Origin of the sequence: Nocardia yamanashiensis NBRC 100130 (assembly GCF_001613325.1) — a bacterium.
Taxonomy (GTDB): Bacteria; Actinomycetota; Actinomycetes; order Mycobacteriales; family Mycobacteriaceae; genus Nocardia; species Nocardia yamanashiensis.
This window is the reverse complement of record NZ_BDCD01000022.1, coordinates 216,532-233,667: the sequence shown is the minus strand read 5'-3', so window position 1 is coordinate 233,667 and position 17,136 is coordinate 216,532. Positions and strand designations below refer to the sequence as shown.

Sequence of the window (17,136 nt, the reverse complement as noted above, 5' to 3'; positions counted from 1 at the left end):
GCAGGTCAGCGGGCAGAAATCGCAGGTGCGCATGAGTGCCGGGCGCACCGGCGCGGCGACGCGAATTCCGTTCCCGGACTGCCCCTTTCCGGCCGGAGTACCGTCGGGAGGTATGACCGAATCGAATCCCGGTTTCCAGGCTCGGGTCGAACCGAGCGCCAAACGGGTACGCGTCTATCTGGGCGGTCACCTGGCCGCCGACTCGCTCGCGCCCCGGCTGGTGTGGGAGCACCCGTACTACCCCACCTACTACCTGCCCGCCGATGACGTGCGCGCCAAGCTCGAACCGACCGGTCGCCCGCACGACTCGGCGGTCTTCGGCCCGGGAGTCGAATTCGACGTGGTGGTCGGCGACGTGGTCGCCCAGGGCGCGGCCGTGCGCTACCTCGACTCCGCGGTCGAGGCGGTGCGCGATCTGGTGCGCCTGAAGTTCGACGCCATGGACCAGTGGTTCGAGGAGGACGAACCCATCTACGTGCATCCGCGCGACCCCTACAGCCGGGTCGACATCCTGGGTTCGTCCCGGCACATCCGGGTGGAGCTGAACGGGCAGACCCTCGCCGATTCGCACGCCCCGCGCATCCTGTTCGAGACCGGGCTGCCCGCCCGCTACTACCTGCCGCTCACCGATGTCCGGCTGGACCTGCTGACCGCCTCGGACACCGAGACGCAGTGCCCGTACAAGGGCACCGCCGAATATTGGAACGTCCGCCTCGGCGAGGACGAGTTCCCGGATCTGGTGTGGATCTACCGCACCCCGCTGCCGGAGAGCCAGAAGGTCGCGGGCCTGGCCTGTTTCTACAACGAGAAGGTCGACATCTACATCGACGGCGAACTGCAGGACCGCCCGCAGTCCCCGTTCAGCTGAATCCGCTACCCGCCCAGCAGTTCCGACACCAGTCGCGGCAGCGCCTCGCCGATCGGATCCCGGACCACCTCGGCGGCGTACACGTCGTACGGGGTGGGTTCGGCATTGATCACGATCAGATCGGCGCCGGCGTCCACCGCCACCGCGCACATCGAGGCCGCCGGTTCCACCTGCAGCGAGGAGCCGACGGCGATGAAGATCTCGCTGGTTTCGGCGATATCCACCGCGGCCCGAATGGATTCGGGCACCAGCTGCTGGCCGAACATGATCACCCCGGCCTTCAGGATGCCGCCGCAGTCCGGGCAGTCCGGATCGGGCTCGCCGGCGGCCACCCGCGCCAGCGTGGACTCCATCGAGGTGGTGAATTCGCAGTCGATGCAGACCACTTCGAACATATTGCCGTGGATCTCCACCACCCCGTCCGAGCCGGCCCGCTGATGCAGCCGGTCGATGTTCTGGGTGATGATGCCGACCTGCCGCCCCGCCGCGGCCAGCCGCACCAGCGCCTGATGCGCGGCGTTCGGCACCGCCCGCCAGGCCGGATTGTCGCGGCGCGCCAGCCAGGCCCGCCGCCGCAGTTCCGGATCGGCCACGTAGTTCTGATAGGTGGAAAGTAGTTCCGCGATGGGATCTTCGGTCCACACCCCGCGCGGCCCGCGGAAATCCGGGATGCCGGAATCGGTGGAGATGCCCGCTCCGGTGAGCACTCCGATCGGACCTTTGCGCGCACGCCAATCCGTCATTCGCCCCAGCCTAGTGCGATTCACACCGCGATGACCGCAGGTTTTTCCTCCGCCCGCCGGTATTGCCCTGGGGCCAGCCCGTATTCGCGCTTGAACGCCTTGGCGAACGCGAATTCCGATTGATAGCCGACCTTCCGCGCCACGCTCGCCAGCGGCGTATCGGTCTCGCGCAGCAATCGCGCGGCCGTGAGCATGCGCCAGCGGGTCACATACGACAGCGGCGGCTCCCCCACCGTCGCGGTGAACCGCCGCGCCAGCGTCGCCCGCGAAACCCCCGCCACCGCACTGAGTTCCGGCACCGTCCACGCCTTCTCCGGCGCATCGTGAATGGCCCGCAGGGTCACCGCGACGGCCGGATCGGTGAACACGCCCGCCCATCCGGTCTGCGATTCGGCCTGCTCGTCGAACCAGGCGCGCAGCAGGAACAGCAGCATGGTGTCGAGCAGTGCGGGAATGGCGGCATCGGCCCCCGGCCGCGGCTCGGCGATCTCCCCCGCCAGCAGTTCCACCGCCGCCCGCAGCGCCGGATGCCGTCCCGGCCGCGCCGGCAGATGAATGAACTCCGGCAATTCGTCCAGCAATGGATGACTCCGCTGCCGCCCCAGCTCATAGGCCCCGCAGACCAGCACCGTCCGCACCCCGGGCCCGACGATCTCCCGCGGCTCCCCCGGCCGGGCGATCTCGGTGACCGGCGTCCCCAACGCGTCGACGATCTCATGATCCGCACCCCGGGGCATGAACAGCACATCCCCGGCCCCCAGCGCGATCGGCTCCCCGCCGGGCGGCAACACCCAGCACGAACCCTGCAGCACCACATGGAAACTCGCCCCCGGCACCCGCGGATAACTACGCCCCCACGGCGCATGCCGGACGAACAGACCCGAGGCCGGATTCCCGGTGCGGATCGCGGCGATGGTCTCGCTCAAGATATCCACAATTCGAACGTACCGCGCACGGCATCCGCCGGCGGATCGGGCTACGTTGAGAAGAATGAGCGATGAGAGGCCCGCGCTGGCCGCCGCATTGGATCTGCGTCCGCATCCGGAGGGCGGGTGGTATCGGGAAACCTGGCGCAGCGGAGTGGAATTCGAGCCGAAGGGCTATGACGGGCCGCGCGCGAGCGCGACGGCGATCTACTTCCTGCTGCTGCCGGGTGAGGCGTCCGCACCGCATACGGTGAAATCGGACGAGATCTGGTTGTGGCACGGGGGTGGTCCGCTGTTGCTGGACATCGGGGGTGAGGAGGTCGTCCTCGGGCCCGATGTCGAGCGCGGGCAGCGGCCCCAGGCGGTGGTCCCCGGTGGGGTGAGCCAGGCCGCCCGCCCGGCGGGCGACGAGCACGTGCTGGTGAGTTGTGTCGTCGCACCGGGATTCGACTTCGCCGACTTCCGATTCGGGTGAATCGGAGCCGCGGCTAATCGTCTATTTCGAGCAGACCCTCGGCCAGCGCGTGGTCGATGGTCTTCTCCAGATTCGGGCAGGAGTCGGGCTTGCCGAAGGTCGGCCCGGCTTCGGCCATCTTGGCGAACACCGGGCAGTGCTCGGCCGGATTGACCGTCCACTGCACGGTGCGCTGCTGATTGCTGTGCTTGCGCACCAGCACCTGGGTGCCGCAGGTCAGACAGGCCAGCGGCGTCAGGCCCGCCTCCATGTAGTGGGCCTTGTCCAGGACCGTCTGGGCGCGCACCTGCTCCCGCTGTTCCGGACGGTCCGCGAAGTCCGGTGCTTTGGCCCAGTTGGTCATCAAGCGTTCGCCTCCTCCGATGCGCCGGCTTCCTCCGCCTCGCGCTTCTTCCGAAGATTCTCCTCGACCTCCGCGGTCCAGGATTCCACGGCCTTGGAGGTGTCGATCTCGAATTCGAAGCGCTGGGTGGAGCGCGGGTCGATATCGGCGACGTCCACGTAGAACTGCTCGTACCACCGGCGCAGCTGGTAGACCGGGCCGTCCTCTTCGGTCAGCAGCGGGTTGTCGATCTTGGACTTGTGCTTCCAGATCTCGACATCCTGCAGGAAGCCCTCGGACACGCCGACCGTCATCTTCTCCGCGAAGGACGCGGCCTGCTCCTCGGGAAGGCCCTTCGGCTTCTCCAGCGAGACGCCCCACTGCAGCACGAACGCGTCCTGCGAGACCGGGTAGTGGCAGTTGATGAGGACCGTCTTGACCTCGTAGCCGCTGTAGATATTGAGCAGCGGGTTGATCATGTACGACGGGCCGAAGTACGACGCCTCCGACTTGAGCAGTACGTCGATGCCCATCTTGGCGGCATTGCCCATATCCGGGCGGGCCTTGGTCTCGAGGTACTGGGTGGCGACGTGGCCCTCGAGCACGTTCTTGAAGTACGTCGGGAAGGCGTAGTGGATGTAGAAGAAGTGCGCCATGTCCACGACGTTGTCGATGATCTCGCGGCAGTTGGAGCCTTCGATCAGCATCGAGTGCCAGGTCCAGTCGGTCCAGCCGTCGTTCAGCTCTTCCGAACCGCTGCCGTCGGCATTGGTGAACGGTCCCTCGATGTAGGGGATGGTCACCTCGTCCGGCGGCGGATTGCCCTCGTGGTCGTGCCAGACGAAGAGCTGGCCGTTGCGCTCCAAGGTGATCCAGGACCGGGTGCGCGCCAGCGGGGGCACGCGGCGCGCGTACGGAATGCCGGTGCACTTGCCGTCGCCGCCCCAGCGCCAGTCGTGGAACGGGCACGCGATGGAGTCGCCCTTGACCTCGCCCATGGACAGGTCGCCGCCCAGGTGGCGGCAGTAGGAGTCGAGCACCTTCAGCTCGTCTTTACTGTTCTTGAAAACGACCAGCTTGGTGCCGAAGATGTTGACCGAGTGCGGCTTTCCGTCGCGGAAGGTCTTCGCGAGTCCAAGGCAGTGCCAGCCCCGGGCAAATCGCGTGGGCATGGCGCCCACATCGATCTCACGGACCTTTCCGCGGGGCCCCTGCGGGGTTGTAGCCATCGTTCTCCTCCTCTGGAAGTACTAGAACACGTTACAAAATTGCTCGGCCTTACGCCAGCGATACGCCTAACTACCAGGATGGGGCCGCTCTGAGCTGCGAATGAACAGCGTTCTCGACAGGAATAAGAACGTGTTCTACTCTCAGGGGCAAACGTGAACCGCTTCCCGATCTATCGGGAAGACACGCACCAGGCAGGAGCATCTGGCGAGATGACGCAAGAAGTAGTTGAGCGGGTCGAGGCGCTGCTGCCCACCCTCCGCGAACGTGCCCAAGAAGCCGAAGACCTGCGCCGCCTTCCCGAGGAGACGGTCAAGGATCTGCAGGAGACCGGGTTCTTCAAACTGCTGCAGCCGCGCCAGTGGGGCGGATACGCCGCCGATCCGGTCGTCTTCTACGACACCGTCCGCAAGATCGCGAGCGCGTGCGGTTCCACCGGCTGGGTCTCCGGCATCATCGGCGTCCACAACTGGCACCTGGCGCTGTTCGATCAGCGTGCGCAGGAAGAGGTCTGGGGCGAGGACACCGACGTCCGCATCTCCTCGTCGTACGCGCCCATGGGCGCCGGCGTGGTGACCGAGGACGGCGACGGCTACACCGTCAACGGCAAGTGGGCCTGGTCCTCCGGTTCCGATCACGCCACCTGGGTGGTCGTGGGCGGCCCGGTCATCAAGAACGGCAAGCCGGTCGACTTCGGCTCGTTCCTCATCCCGCGCACCGAATACAAGATCGACGACGTGTGGAACGTGGTCGGCCTGCGCGGCACCGGCTCCAACACCATCGTGGTGGAGAACGTCTTCGTGCCCCGGCACCGCTTCCTCAGCTTCCGCGCCATGAGCGAGCTGAGCGCGCCCGGCCTGGAGCAGAACACCGACCCGGTGTACAAGATGCCGTGGGGCACCATCCACCCCACCACCATCTCCACCCCGATCGTGGGCATGGCCTACGGCGCGCTGGAGGCGCACGTGGAGCACCAGGGCAAGCGCGTGCGCGCCGCCTACGCCGGTGAGAACGCCAAGGACGATCCGTTCGGCAAGGTCCGGATCGCCGAGGCCGCCAGCGATATCGACGCGGCCTGGCGGCAGCTGTCGGGCAATGTCGCCGACGAGTACGCCCTGCTGGTCGCGGGCAAGGACGTGCCGTTCGACGTGCGCGCCGCCGCCCGCCGCGACCAGGTGCGCGCCACCGGCCGCGCCATCGCCTCCATCGACCGGCTGTTCGAGGCCGCCGGCGCCACCGCGCTCGCCAACGGCACTCCGCTGCAGCGCTTCTGGCGGGACGCGCACGCCGGCCGGGTGCACGCCGCCAACGATGCCGAACGCGCCTACGTCATGTACGGCAGCCACGCGTTCGGTCTCCCGATCACCGACACGATGGTGTAAACCATGACCGCAGTGGAAGAAATCACCTACGAGTCCACCTCGCGGTTCGCCCAGGTGCGGCCGGACCTGAAGCTGCACTACCACGAGGCGGGCGTCGGCAACGGCCCCACCATCGTGCTGCTGCACGGCGGCGGTCCGGGCGCGTCCTCCTGGTCGAACTTCGCCAAGAACATTCCGGTGCTGGCCAGGGAATTTCACGTGCTGGCCGTCGATCAGCCCGGGTTCGGGCAGTCCGACAAGCCGACCGAGCACCCGCAGTACTTCGTGCACAGCTCCTCGGCGCTGAAGGATCTGCTCGATCACCTCGGCATCACCGAACGCGTGCACCTGCTGGGCAATTCGCTCGGCGGCGGCGCGGCCACCCGTTTCGCGCTGGACTACCCGGATCGCGCGGGCAAACTGGTGCTGATGGGTCCCGGCGGGTTGTCCACCAACCTGTTCGCGCCCGACCCCACCGAGGGCGTGAAGCTGTTGTCCAAGTTCAACTTCGAACCCACGAAGGAGAACCTGGAGGCGTTCCTGCGGATCATGGTGTTCGATCAGTCGCTGATCACGCCGGAACTGGTCGAGGAGCGCTTCGCCTCGGCGTCGCAGCCGGAGTCGCTGGCCGCCACCCGCGCCATGGGCAAATCGTTCGCGGGCGCGGACTTCGCCAAGGGCATGATCTGGCGGGACGCGTTCAAGCTGCGGCAGCCGGTGCTGATGATCTGGGGCCGCGAAGATCGGGTGAACCCGATCGACGGCGCGCTCGTAGCCTTGAAGATGGTCCCGCGCGTGCAGCTGCACGTGTTCGGCGGCTGCGGGCACTGGGCGCAGTTGGAGAAGTTCGACGAATTCAACCGCCTGGCAACCGACTTCCTGCTCGGCGTCAAGGAGAAGTGACGATGGGGATCAAGGCCCTCGGCTATATGCGCATCGAGGCCACCGATATGGCGGCCTGGCGCGAGTACGGCCTGAAGGTGCTCGGCATGATGGAGGGCTCGGGCAACAATCCCGACGCGCTCTACCTGCGGATGGACGATTTCGCCGCCCGCCTGGTGATCGTGCCCGGCGAAAAGGACCGGCTGCTGGTCTCCGGCTGGGAGGTCACCGACGCGCCTGCGCTGCAGGACCTTCGGGACACCCTGTCCAAGGCGGGCGTCTCCTTCGTCGAGGGCACCAAAGAGGAGAAGCTCGAGCGTCGCGTCGAGGGCCTGATCCGTTTCGAGGATCCCTCCGGCAATACGCTCGAGGCGTTCCACGGTGCGCAGTACCTGGGCCGGCGTTTCGTCAGCCCGTACGGCCACAAGTTCGTGACCGCCGAACAGGGTCTCGGGCACGTCGTGCTCACTTGCACGGATGATGCTGCGGCACAAGCCTTCTACCAGGACGTGCTCGGCTTCCGCCTGCGCGACTCCATGCGCCTGCCCCCGCAGATGGTGGGCCGGCCCGCCGACGGTGATCCGGCCTGGCTGCGCTTCTACGGCTGCAATCCGCGCCATCACGCGCTGGCGTTCCTGCCGCTGCCCAACCCGACCGGCATCGTGCATCTCATGGTCGAGGTGGAGAACTCCGACGACGTCGGCCTCTGCCTGGATCGCGCCAATCGCAAGAAGGTCAAGATGTCGGCCACCCTGGGCCGCCACATCAACGACAAGATGCTCTCCTTCTACATGAAGACGCCGGGCGGGTTCGATATCGAATTCGGTTGCGAGGGACTCGAAGTCGAGGACGAGTCCTGGATCGCGCGCGAATCCACGGCCGTCAGCCTGTGGGGGCACGACTTCACCGTCGGATTCAAGTAATGAGCGACAGGGTGGACATGACCACTGACGAATACCCCGCCATCGACGGGCGGCAGTTCCGGAACGTGCTGGGCAGCTTCTGCACCGGCATCACCGTGATCACCACCTTCGACGACGACGCCGAGGGCGGCCCCGCCCCCATCGGCTTCGCCTGCCAGTCCTTCGCCGCCCTGTCCCTCGACCCGCCGCTGGTCCTCTTCTGCCCCACCAAGGCCTCCCGCTCCTGGGCGGCCATCGAGAAGTCCGGCATGTTCTGCGTCAATATCCTCGCCGAGGAACAGCAGCCCGTCTGCGCCCGCTTCGGCTCCCGCGAACCCGACAAGTTCGCAGGAGTCGCCTGGCACGCATCGGATCTGCGACTCCCGGTCCTGGACGGCGCGCTGGCCACGATCCAGTGCAAAGTGGACAGCGTGCTGGACGGCGGCGATCACTACATCGTGATCGGCCGCGTCCTGGCCCTGTCGGAGTCCACCGGCTCCGACAGGCCACTCCTCTTCTACCGCGGCCAATACACCGCGATCGAACCCGAGAAGTCCACCCCCGCCCCCTGGCGAGCCGACCTCGAACACTTCCTTACCACAACCACCCTCGACACCTGGTTGTGAGGTAGCAGCGGTACGAAAAGGCCCCGTGAGTTCGACTCACGGGGCCTTTTCGTGCGTACCCGAGTCCGGGAACGAGACTGGGCCGCTACCGAATTCGGTAGCGGCCCAGCGTTGTCACCCCCAGAGTTGGTTGTCCCTCCGAGCTCAGGCGGTGACGGTCTGCTGTTCGCGCTGGAGTTCCAGGGCGATATCGATGAGCTGGTCTTCCTGGCCGCCGACGAGCTTGCGCTGGCCGGCCCGGACGAGCATTTCGGCGGCGGAGACGCCGTAGCGCTCGGCCTGGCGTTCGGCGTGGCGCAGGAAGGACGAGTAGACGCCCGCGTAGCCCATCATGAGGGCCTGGCGGTCCAGCAGGCACTCCGACGGCATGGTCGGGCGGACAACGTCTTCCGCGGCGTCGGTGACGGCGAAGAAGTCGACGCCGGTCTTGATGTCGAGCTTGTCGCAGACGCCGATGAAGGCTTCGACGGGGAGGTTGCCGGCGCCGGCGCCGAAGCGGCGGGCCGAACCGTCGATCTGGGTGGCGCCGGCGCGCACGGCGTAGACCGAGTTGGCCACGGCCAGGCCGAGGTTCTCGTGGCCGTGGAAGCCGACCTGGGCGTCGTCACCGAGTTCGGCGACCAGCGCGGAGACGCGGTCCGAGACCTGCTCCAGCACAAGGGCGCCCGCGGAGTCGACCACGTACACGCACTGGCAGCCCGCGTCGGCCATGATGCGCGCCTGCTTGGCCAGCTTCTCCGGGGTGGTGGAGTGCGCCATCATCAGGAAGCCCACGGTCTCCAGGCCCAGGTCCCGGGCGAGCCCGAAGTGCTGGATGGAGACGTCGGCCTCGGTGCAGTGGGTGGCGATGCGGCAGATGCTCGCGCCATTGTCCTGCGAGATCTTGATGTCTTCCTTGACGCCCACGCCGGGCAGCATCAGGAAGGCGATCTTGGCCTGCTTGGCGGTCTCGGCCGCGACCTTGATCAGTTCCTGCTCAGGGGTTTTCGAGAACCCGTAGTTGAACGAGGAACCGCCCAGGCCGTCACCGTGGGTGACCTCCAGGACCGGCACGCCGGAAGCGTCCAGGGCCGCAACCACATTGCGCACCTCGTCCACCGTGAACTGGTGGCGCTTGTGGTGCGAACCGTCACGCAGGCTGGTGTCGGTGACGCGGATGTCGAGATCCGCCGAGAACTTCTTGAGAACGTTCGGATTGCTCACTGTCGGAACTCCTTACACCCGAGTCGAGAGGATCTGGGACGCCATCACGTCGCCGACCTTGGTGGCGGCGGCCGTCATGATGTCGAGGTTGCCCGCGTACGGCGGCAGGAAGTCGCCCGCGCCCTCGACCTCGACGAAGATCGAAACCTTCGCCATGCCACCGGAAATCACCGACGGCGCGTCGAACTGCGGCTCGTTGAGCAGGCGGTAACCGGGCACGTACTCCTGGATCGACTTCTCCATGCGGTAGATGGAGTCGGCGATGGCATCGTGATCGGCATCCTCGGGGATGGCGCAGAAGATGGTGTCGCGCATGATCATCGGCGGCTCGGCCGGGTTCAGGATGATGATGGCCTTGCCACGCTTCGCCCCGCCGATGGTCTCGACGCCTTTGGAGGTGGTCTTGGTGAATTCGTCGATATTGGCGCGGGTTCCGGGCCCGGCCGACTCCGAGGACACCGAAGCCACGATCTCGGCGTACTCCACCGGGACGACGCGCGACACGGCAGCTACCATCGGGATCGTCGCCTGACCACCACAGGTGATCATGTTGACGTTCGGAGCGTCGGACAGCGAATCCAGGTTCACCGGCGGGATGACGGCCGGGCCGACAGCGGCGGGGGTGAGGTCGACGGCGCGGATACCCGCCTCCGCGTACTTGGGCGCGTACGCCCGGTGCACATACGCCGAGGTCGCCTCGAACAGCAGATCCGGCTTCTCGTCCAGCGCCAGCAGCCAATCGGCGCCCTCCGCGGAGGTTTCCAGGCCCAGGCCCCGGGCGCGCTTGAGCCCCTCGGAGTCCGGATCGATACCGATCATCCAGCGCGGTTCGATCTTGTCCGAACGCAGCAGCTTGTACAGCAGATCGGTACTGATATTGCCGGACCCGACGATCGCGGCGGTGACTTTGCTTGCGGTCACGGCTTTCTCCTACTCGGTGAGCTCAGCTGAAAGACAGGTGGACGGAGCCGAGCCCGGTGAACTCGGCGATGAACTCGTCACCCGGACGGGCGTCGATGGCGCGGGTGCAGGATCCGGGCAGGATGATGTCGCCCGCCTTGAGCCGCACGCCGAAGGAAGCGACCTTGCGGGCCAGCCACGCCACGGCAATCGTGGGATCGCCGAGCACGGCATCGGAGCGGCCCTCGGCGATGCGCTCGCCATTGCGGGTCAGCACGGCGTCGATCGCCTTGATATCCAGCTGATCCGGCACGACACGCTCCTTGCCGAGGACGAACCCGGCGGAGGAAGCGTTATCGGCGATGGTGTCGCACAGGCCGATCTTCCAGTCCTTGATGCGGGTATCGATCAACTCGATCGAAGGCGCGTATGCCACAGTCGCTTTCAGCACGTCTTCTTCGGTGCAGTCCTCGCCCGGCAGATCCGCGCCCAGAATGAAGCCAACCTCGACCTCGACGCGCGGGTACAGGTACTTGGAGGTATCGACCGGAACGTCTTCGTAGACTTCCATTTCCGCGAGCAGATGCCCGTAGTCCGGTTCGTCGACGCCCATCATCTGCTGCATGGCCTTGGACGAGAGCCCCACCTTGTGGCCTACCACTTTGGCTCCGCCCGCGAACCGCCGGCGCATATTGATCAGCTGGATCTCGTAGGCATCGACCACGTCGATGTCGGGATGCCGCACGACCAATGGGTCGAGGGCCACGCGATCCCGCTCTGCGACGGCGAGCTCTTCCGCCAGTTCCTTCCGTAGCGCGTCGGTCAGCACGCTGTGTTCCTTCCATCGGGGGTACCGGCCGGTGGCCAAGACCTTACGAGACTAGAAACTGAAACGAGTTTTTGTGAAGAACATCGCTTCAGCAGTCCCATCTGCCAGACCAACATAGACCAAACCAGGATTGATTCTATAACGTGTTCTACATGACTGATCGGGATTACGACGTGGTGGTGGTCGGCAGCGGTGCCGCCGGAATGACCGCCGCCCTCACCGCCGCGCACCGCGGTCTCCGCACGGTGCTCATCGAAAAGGCCGCTCATTACGGCGGTTCTACCGCGCGCTCGGGTGGTGGCGTCTGGATTCCCGGAAACAAAGTGCTCAAGGCCGCGGGCAAGGGCGACGACCTCGACGAGGCGCGCACCTACCTGTACAGCATCATCGGCGACGTGGTGCCCAAGGAGAAGATCGACACCTACCTCGACCGCGGGGCCGAGGCGTTCGACTTCGTGCTGGAGAACTCGCCGCTGAAGATGACCTGGGTGCCGGGCTACTCCGATTACTACCCGGAGGCACCGGGCGGCAAGGCGGACGGCCGCAGCTGCGAGCCCAAGCCGTTCAACACCAAGATCCTCGGCGACGAGCGTTTCAAGCTGGAGCCGCCCTACTCCAAGGCGCCGCTGAACGTGGTCGTCATGCAGGCGGACTTCAAGAAGCTCAACCTGATTCGCCGCCACCCCGTCGGCATGGCCCGGGTGCTGCGGGTCGGCACGCGCTGGGCGTGGGGCAAGGTCACCGGCAAGGCCCTGGTCGGCATGGGCCAGGCCATCATCGCGGGCCTGCGCAAGGGGCTCATGGACGCGAACGTGCCCGTGCTGCTGAACACCCCGCTCACCGGACTGGTCGTGGAGAACGGCGTGGTCACCGGCGTCGAGGCCACCCAGGACGGCGAGGCCGTGCGGTTCAACGCCAAGTACGGCGTGGTGCTGGCCGCGGGCGGGTTCGAGCACAACGCGGAGATGCGGCACAAGTACCAGCGGGAGCCCATCACCACCGAGTGGACCACCGGCGCCAAGGCCAATGAGGGCGACGGCATCCAGGCCGGTATCGCGGTCGGCGCCGATATCGACTTCATGGAGGACGCCTGGTGGGGCCCCACCACCTTCAAGGGCGCGGGCAAGCCGTGGTTCGCGCTGGCGGAGCGCAATCTGCCCGGCAGCATCATGATCAACAACGCAGGTGCGCGATTCGGTAATGAGTCCGCTCCTTACGTCGAAGCTGTGCACACCATGTACGGCGGCGAATACGGGCAGGGTGAAGGTCCGGGCGAGAACGTGCCGTGCTGGCTGGTTTTCGATAATCGCTACCGGAGTCGCTACATCTTCGCCGGTTTGCAGCCTGGCCAGCGGATTCCGTCCCGCTGGATGGAAAACGACCTGATCGTCGTCGCCCCCACCGTGGCCGAGCTGGCCGAGAAGATCGGTGTGCCGGCCGATAACCTGGCCGCCACCATCGAGCGCTTCAACGGGTTCGCCGAGACCGGCAAGGACCTCGACTACAAGCGTGGCGACAGCGCCTACGACCGGTATTACGGCGACCCGACCATCAAGCCGAATCCGTGCCTGAACAAGCTCGAGGTCGGGCCGTTCTACGCGGTCAAGATGGTGCCCGGCGATCTCGGCACCAAGGGCGGCCTGGTCACCGACAACGACGGCCGCGTGCTGCGCGCCGACGGGTCGGTCATCGAGGGCCTGTACGCGGCGGGCAACAACTCCGCGCCGGTGATGGGCCACACCTATGCCGGGCCCGGCGCGACCATCGGCCCCGCGATCACCTTCGGCTACCTGTCCGCGCTCGATATCGCCGCCAAGGCGAAGAACGGTGCGCCGGTGGCCTCGGAAAAGGCGTCCTGAACCGTCCCAACCCGGTTCAGGATCGGGTTGGGCGCGAGTCCGGGTCACGTCGGAACCCGCGCCCAACCCACCCCGCGCCATCGGAGCTCTCACCCGGTGGCGCGGATCCGCACAACTGAATAATCACACTGCACGGGGGCGGTGGGATCCCCTGTTCCCACCGCCCGCGTGGCTATCCCGGGGGTGCGGACCGTGTCCCGCCGAGCGGACGCGCTGCTTGCGCGGGCCGCGCGCCACGCCGCACCATCGGAACCGAGTGCGCGCCGCACCATCGGACCCGGATTTCAGCGCGGTGGGTTCGCGCCCACCGATCACGAGGAGACTTCATGGCCATCGATCCGAATATCGCGCTCGGCGCGCAGCTGCCCTCCGTGGAATTCAGCTGGACGCCAACCGATGTGCAGCACTATCACCTGGCGCTGGGCGCGGGCGCGCGCTGGACCGATCCGGCCGAACTGCGTTACCTCGACGACCGTGAACCGCAGGTGCTGCCCACCTTCGCCACCGTCGCCCCCTTCTTCCACGAGACCGAACCGCCCAAGGTGCAGTTCCCCGGCATCGATATCGACCTGGCCAAGGTCGTGCACGGCAGCCAGGAGATCGTGGTGCACCGCCCGATTCCCGCCTCCGGCAAGGCCACCTTCGAGCGCCGCATCTCCGAGATCTGGGACAAGGGCTCGGCCGCCGTCATCTGGCAGGAGCACACCGCCACCAGCTCCGACGGCGAACTCCTGTGGACCGCACGCTCTTCCATCTTCGCCAAGGGCGAGGGCGGCTTCGGCGGCGACCGCGGCCCCAGCTCCAAGACCGAACTCCCCGACCGCGCACCGGATTTCGAGGTCCTGACCCCCACGCTCCCCCAGCAGGCCCTGCTCTACCGCATGTGCGGCGACCGCAACCCCCTGCACTCCGACCCCGAATTCGCCCGCAACGCCGGCTTCCCCAACCCGATCATGCACGGCCTCGGCACCTACGGCCTGGTCTGCAAGGCCGCCACCGACACGGTGCTCGATTCGGACGCCTCCCGCGTCAAGGGCATCCGCACCCGCTTCGCGGGCGTCCTCTACCCCGGCGAAACCCTCCGCTCCCGCATCTGGCAGCAGAACGGCGAACTCCTCATCGCCGTCACCGCCGTAGAACGCGACGACGCCCCGGTCCTGGCCGACGTGGTCCTCACCTACGCCTGATCGCTCCCCATGCACGCCTTCGGGCCGCAACCACACCGGTTGCGGCCCGATTCGCGTATATGGGACCGGCGGCTATGCTGGCCTCGCTTTATCGTTCGCGGGGAGGGGTTTTCGGTGGGAGACGTTCGATCGGTATGGCTAGGGGTGGATTTCGGCCGGACCGAAACCACGGCGGCATTGCTGGCCCCCACCGGCGGCTCGTGGCCACTGCGTCTGACCGACCAGGCGGCGGGTATTCCGTCCGCCAGTCTGCTCTCGCCGACCGCGAGCCTCGAAGTCGGTGCGATCGCCTCCCTGCTGCGCACCGCCATCGCACGAGCGCAGACCGAATGCGGCGGGCAACTGCCCGAGGGGCTGGTGTTGTCCCATCCGAGCTGGTGGACGGTTGATCTGACCCAGCCGTTGGTGGCCGCCGCGGGCGAAGCCGGATATCCGCCCGAGCGCGTCCGGCTGATACCCAAGGCCATCGAGAGCGTTTCCGCCGCAACGACCTTCGAGCCTGTCCACACCACGGTACCGACGCCTGCCGATGCTCCGGCGGTGGGAGGATCCTCGGCTCGGGCCTGGCTGATCGTCGCCGCCGTCATCGTGCTGATCGGTTCCGCGATCGTCGGCGCGGCGGTACTGCAAACGCGGGATTCCGCCGATGCCGCTGCCGCGCAACCGAAGACCATCGAAGCCGGAAGTTCACAGGGAGTCGGATACACGGCCGTCGATCCGGACAACCATCGGCTCTACACCTCCGACACCCTCGATTACACCATCTCGGTCATCGACACGGCGGCCGAGAAGCGCGTCAAGACACTGCCTTTCGCCTCCGTGACCGGGATGGCGATGGATCCGGCGATCCGCGCCCTCTGGGTGCTCGGCAAAGTGCAGAAGACGGACACCGTGTCGCTGATCAGGGTCGACACCCGAACCGACACTGTCGTCGGCAGCGTATCGATACCCACGAACACGCGCACCATCGCCGTCCACCCCACTACCCACGACGTGTACAGCAGCCAAGCCAACGGCGACGTGGTCGACAAATCGACCGGCGCCAAGGTCGTGGCCACCGTCGTCGATGCCCTCACCATGCGGGTCAGCGCCTCCATCACCGCGCCCGGCCACGGCGTCGATATCGCCGTCAATCCGGTAACCGGCCTCGTCTATCTCAATGCGGGCGGCAGCTTGCGTGTCATCGATCCGATGACCAAAGCACTGCTGGGACTCATCGATTCGCCGGTCGGCGGCGAACTGCTGGCGGTGGATTCGCGCACCAACACCGCCTACCTCTCCTCCGGAACCACAGTCTCGGCCTTCGATCTCGCCAAAGGGACATTCCTACAGTCCATCGACATCGGCTATCAGTTCTACTGGATCGCAAGCGATTCCGGCCTCGGCTACATCTACGCACCGGAATCCGGCGCCGACGGCACCCCCCGGCTGAGCGTGATCGACACCGCCACCCGCACCGTCGTGAAAGTAATCGACATGGCCGCCTCGGCCGAAGGAATCACCGCGGACCCGCTGACCCACCGCGTCTACGTACGCCCCCTGCGCGACTACGTCCAGGTCATCGACATCTGCGCCGAAGTCGGCTGCAACTGACAACTCCGAAGCAGGCACGTCGGCTCCTGATTCAGGGGAGATCAGTTATCCGCATGGCACCGGTCGCGAACGCGCAGGGGGGCGTGGATGACTCCGTCAGCGCTTGGGCCGGCGTCGATACCGGTACCGGGTGCTTGCCGCTGGGGTGATACTTCCAGTCTTCGTAGGTATACGGATGGATAAAAACGGGAGACTGTAGGCTATTCATCGTCTTGCTGATGCTGCTTAACGTTGTTGTTGTTCGGTTCGGCAGAGGGCCGGTGACGGAGCGTTCAGGAGGAGAAGACGATGCGTGCGGTGATTCAGAAGTCGTTCGGCGGGCCCGAGGTGCTGGAGGTGGCCGAGGTGGAGAAGCCTCGGTTGCTGTCCGGGGAGGTGCTGGTGCGGGTGCGTGCCAGTGCGGTCAATCCGGTGGATGTGGCGGTTCGGTCCGGGGCGTTTCCGTTGCTCGGGCAGCCGCCGTTCGGGGTGGGGTGGGATATCTCGGGGGTGGTCGAGGAAGTCGGGCCGGGTGCGCGGTATGAGGTGGGGGACGAGGTGTACGGGATGCCGTTCTTTCCGCGTGCCGCAACGGGTTACGCGGAGTACGTCGCTACGCCGTCCCGTCAGGTTGCTCGAAAGCCGAAGTCGCTCAGTCATATCGAGGCTGCCGCGCTGCCGCTGGCCGTGCTCACCGCTTGGCAGGGGCTGGTGGATCGGGCCGGGGTGAAGGAAGGCGATCGCGTGCTGATTCATCGTGCTGCGGGCGGTGTCGGGCATCTGGCCGTGCAGATCGCGAAGGCGCGCGGCGCGTATGTGATCGCGCTGGCCAGTGCGGCCAAGCACGACTACGTGAAGAGCCTCGGCGCGGACGAGGTGATCGATTATCAGGCAGTCGATTTCACCGAGGTCGTGCGGGACGTCGATATCGTCTTCGATTCGGTGGCCGATGCCGAGAACAATCTGAAGGTGCTGAAGCCGGGCGGGGTGCTGGTCAGCATTCTGGAGCATATGAAGCCGGAGGTGGCCGCCGCCGTGAACGCCGCGGGGCGCCGGTTCGCCGGGGTTTCGGTCGAGCCGGATTACGCTGCGCTGGAGGCTATCTCGGAGCTCGTCGACGCGGGCAAGCTGCGGCCCACCGTCGCGAACACGCTGCCTTTGGAAGAGGCCGGCAAGGCGCACGATCTGGTCGCCTCGGGGCAGACCATCGGCAAGGTAGTACTCACCGTCAACTGACCACTGCCACAAGGAGAT

General features: G+C 66.5%; 17 protein-coding genes. 10 read left to right on the top strand and 7 right to left on the bottom strand.

Going from position 1 to position 17,136, the window contains the following annotated elements; translation table 11 throughout:
- The first annotated feature begins 112 nt into the window (after window positions 1-112).
- The gene (locus NY1_RS26650) at window positions 113-868 is read left to right on the top strand and encodes a DUF427 domain-containing protein (protein WP_067718922.1); all 756 of its coding nucleotides are present in this window, start codon (window positions 113-115) and stop codon (window positions 866-868) included.
- Between the two features lie 5 nt (window positions 869-873).
- Here the strand turns inward: NY1_RS26650 and NY1_RS26645 are convergent, their stop codons facing one another.
- Entirely contained in the window at window positions 874-1,611 is a 738-nt protein-coding gene (locus NY1_RS26645; RefSeq protein ID WP_067718919.1) for an SIR2 family NAD-dependent protein deacylase, read from the bottom strand.
- A 20-nt stretch (window positions 1,612-1,631) separates the two neighbouring features.
- Window positions 1,632-2,546, bottom strand: a complete 915-nt coding sequence (locus tag NY1_RS26640; protein ID WP_067718917.1) for an AraC family transcriptional regulator — start codon at window positions 2,544-2,546, stop codon at window positions 1,632-1,634.
- A 55-nt stretch (window positions 2,547-2,601) separates the two neighbouring features.
- On the opposite strand from NY1_RS26640, the gene NY1_RS26635 reads away from it, so the two are divergent.
- The gene (locus NY1_RS26635) at window positions 2,602-3,012 is read left to right on the top strand and encodes a cupin domain-containing protein (RefSeq protein ID WP_067718914.1); all 411 of its coding nucleotides are present in this window, start codon (window positions 2,602-2,604) and stop codon (window positions 3,010-3,012) included.
- 13 nt (window positions 3,013-3,025) lie between these two features.
- On the opposite strand, the gene NY1_RS26630 is transcribed toward NY1_RS26635, so the two are convergent.
- Both NY1_RS26630 and NY1_RS26625 read right to left on the bottom strand, forming a co-directional pair.
- The gene (locus NY1_RS26630; RefSeq protein WP_067718911.1) at window positions 3,026-3,355 is read right to left on the bottom strand and encodes a hypothetical protein; all 330 of its coding nucleotides are present in this window, start codon (window positions 3,353-3,355) and stop codon (window positions 3,026-3,028) included.
- Window positions 3,355-4,563, bottom strand: coding sequence for a 3-ketosteroid-9-alpha-monooxygenase, oxygenase component (locus NY1_RS26625; protein ID WP_067718908.1), 1,209 nt, complete (start codon window positions 4,561-4,563; stop codon window positions 3,355-3,357). Before NY1_RS26625 ends, NY1_RS26630 begins: the two co-directional genes overlap by 1 nt.
- Window positions 4,564-4,773: 210 nt before the next feature.
- Here NY1_RS26625 and hsaA point away from each other — a divergent pair, with 210 nt between their 5' ends.
- From hsaA to hsaB, 4 genes are read left to right on the top strand one after another with little or no spacing between them, the layout of a single operon-like run.
- Window positions 4,774-5,943 (top strand): 3-hydroxy-9,10-secoandrosta-1,3,5(10)-triene-9,17-dione monooxygenase oxygenase subunit, encoded by a 1,170-nt coding sequence (hsaA, locus tag NY1_RS26620; RefSeq protein WP_067718906.1) that lies wholly within the window; start codon window positions 4,774-4,776, stop codon window positions 5,941-5,943.
- 3 nt (window positions 5,944-5,946) lie between these two features.
- The gene (hsaD, locus tag NY1_RS26615; protein ID WP_067718903.1) at window positions 5,947-6,825 is read left to right on the top strand and encodes a 4,5:9,10-diseco-3-hydroxy-5,9,17-trioxoandrosta-1(10),2-diene-4-oate hydrolase; all 879 of its coding nucleotides are present in this window, start codon (window positions 5,947-5,949) and stop codon (window positions 6,823-6,825) included.
- A 2-nt stretch (window positions 6,826-6,827) separates the two neighbouring features.
- Window positions 6,828-7,727: an iron-dependent extradiol dioxygenase HsaC gene (gene hsaC / locus NY1_RS26610; RefSeq protein ID WP_067718901.1), complete on the top strand. Its 900-nt coding sequence runs from the start codon at window positions 6,828-6,830 to the stop codon at window positions 7,725-7,727.
- A 17-nt stretch (window positions 7,728-7,744) separates the two neighbouring features.
- Window positions 7,745-8,332 (top strand): 3-hydroxy-9,10-secoandrosta-1,3,5(10)-triene-9,17-dione monooxygenase reductase subunit, encoded by a 588-nt coding sequence (gene hsaB / locus NY1_RS26605; RefSeq protein WP_067719091.1) that lies wholly within the window; start codon window positions 7,745-7,747, stop codon window positions 8,330-8,332.
- A gap of 144 nt (window positions 8,333-8,476) precedes the next feature.
- Here hsaB and dmpG read toward each other — a convergent pair whose 3' ends face one another.
- From dmpG to NY1_RS26590, 3 genes are read right to left on the bottom strand one after another with little or no spacing between them, the layout of a single operon-like run.
- Entirely contained in the window at window positions 8,477-9,535 is a 1,059-nt protein-coding gene (dmpG, locus tag NY1_RS26600; protein ID WP_067718898.1) for a 4-hydroxy-2-oxovalerate aldolase, read from the bottom strand.
- A gap of 12 nt (window positions 9,536-9,547) precedes the next feature.
- Window positions 9,548-10,456, bottom strand: a complete 909-nt coding sequence (locus NY1_RS26595) for an acetaldehyde dehydrogenase (acetylating) (protein WP_067718895.1) — start codon at window positions 10,454-10,456, stop codon at window positions 9,548-9,550.
- 22 nt (window positions 10,457-10,478) lie between these two features.
- Window positions 10,479-11,264 carry a 2-keto-4-pentenoate hydratase gene (locus NY1_RS26590; RefSeq protein WP_067718892.1) on the bottom strand — a complete coding sequence of 262 codons (786 nt, stop codon included), beginning with the start codon at window positions 11,262-11,264 and terminating at the stop codon, window positions 10,479-10,481.
- A gap of 143 nt (window positions 11,265-11,407) precedes the next feature.
- Here NY1_RS26590 and kstD point away from each other — a divergent pair, with 143 nt between their 5' ends.
- The 4 genes from kstD (at window position 11,408) to NY1_RS26570 (ending at window position 17,118) form a co-directional block, all read left to right on the top strand.
- Complete coding sequence (gene kstD / locus NY1_RS26585; RefSeq protein ID WP_067718889.1) at window positions 11,408-13,123, top strand: 3-oxosteroid 1-dehydrogenase; 1,716 nt, start codon at window positions 11,408-11,410, stop codon at window positions 13,121-13,123.
- A gap of 326 nt (window positions 13,124-13,449) precedes the next feature.
- On the top strand, window positions 13,450-14,310 hold the full coding sequence (gene chsH3 / locus NY1_RS26580; protein ID WP_067718886.1) for an enoyl-CoA hydratase ChsH3: 861 nt from the start codon (window positions 13,450-13,452) through the stop codon (window positions 14,308-14,310).
- A 9-nt stretch (window positions 14,311-14,319) separates the two neighbouring features.
- Entirely contained in the window at window positions 14,320-15,903 is a 1,584-nt protein-coding gene (locus tag NY1_RS26575; protein WP_157762487.1) for a YncE family protein, read from the top strand.
- A 288-nt stretch (window positions 15,904-16,191) separates the two neighbouring features.
- Entirely contained in the window at window positions 16,192-17,118 is a 927-nt protein-coding gene (locus tag NY1_RS26570) for an NADP-dependent oxidoreductase (protein WP_067718881.1), read from the top strand.
- Window positions 17,119-17,136 lie beyond the last annotated feature (18 nt).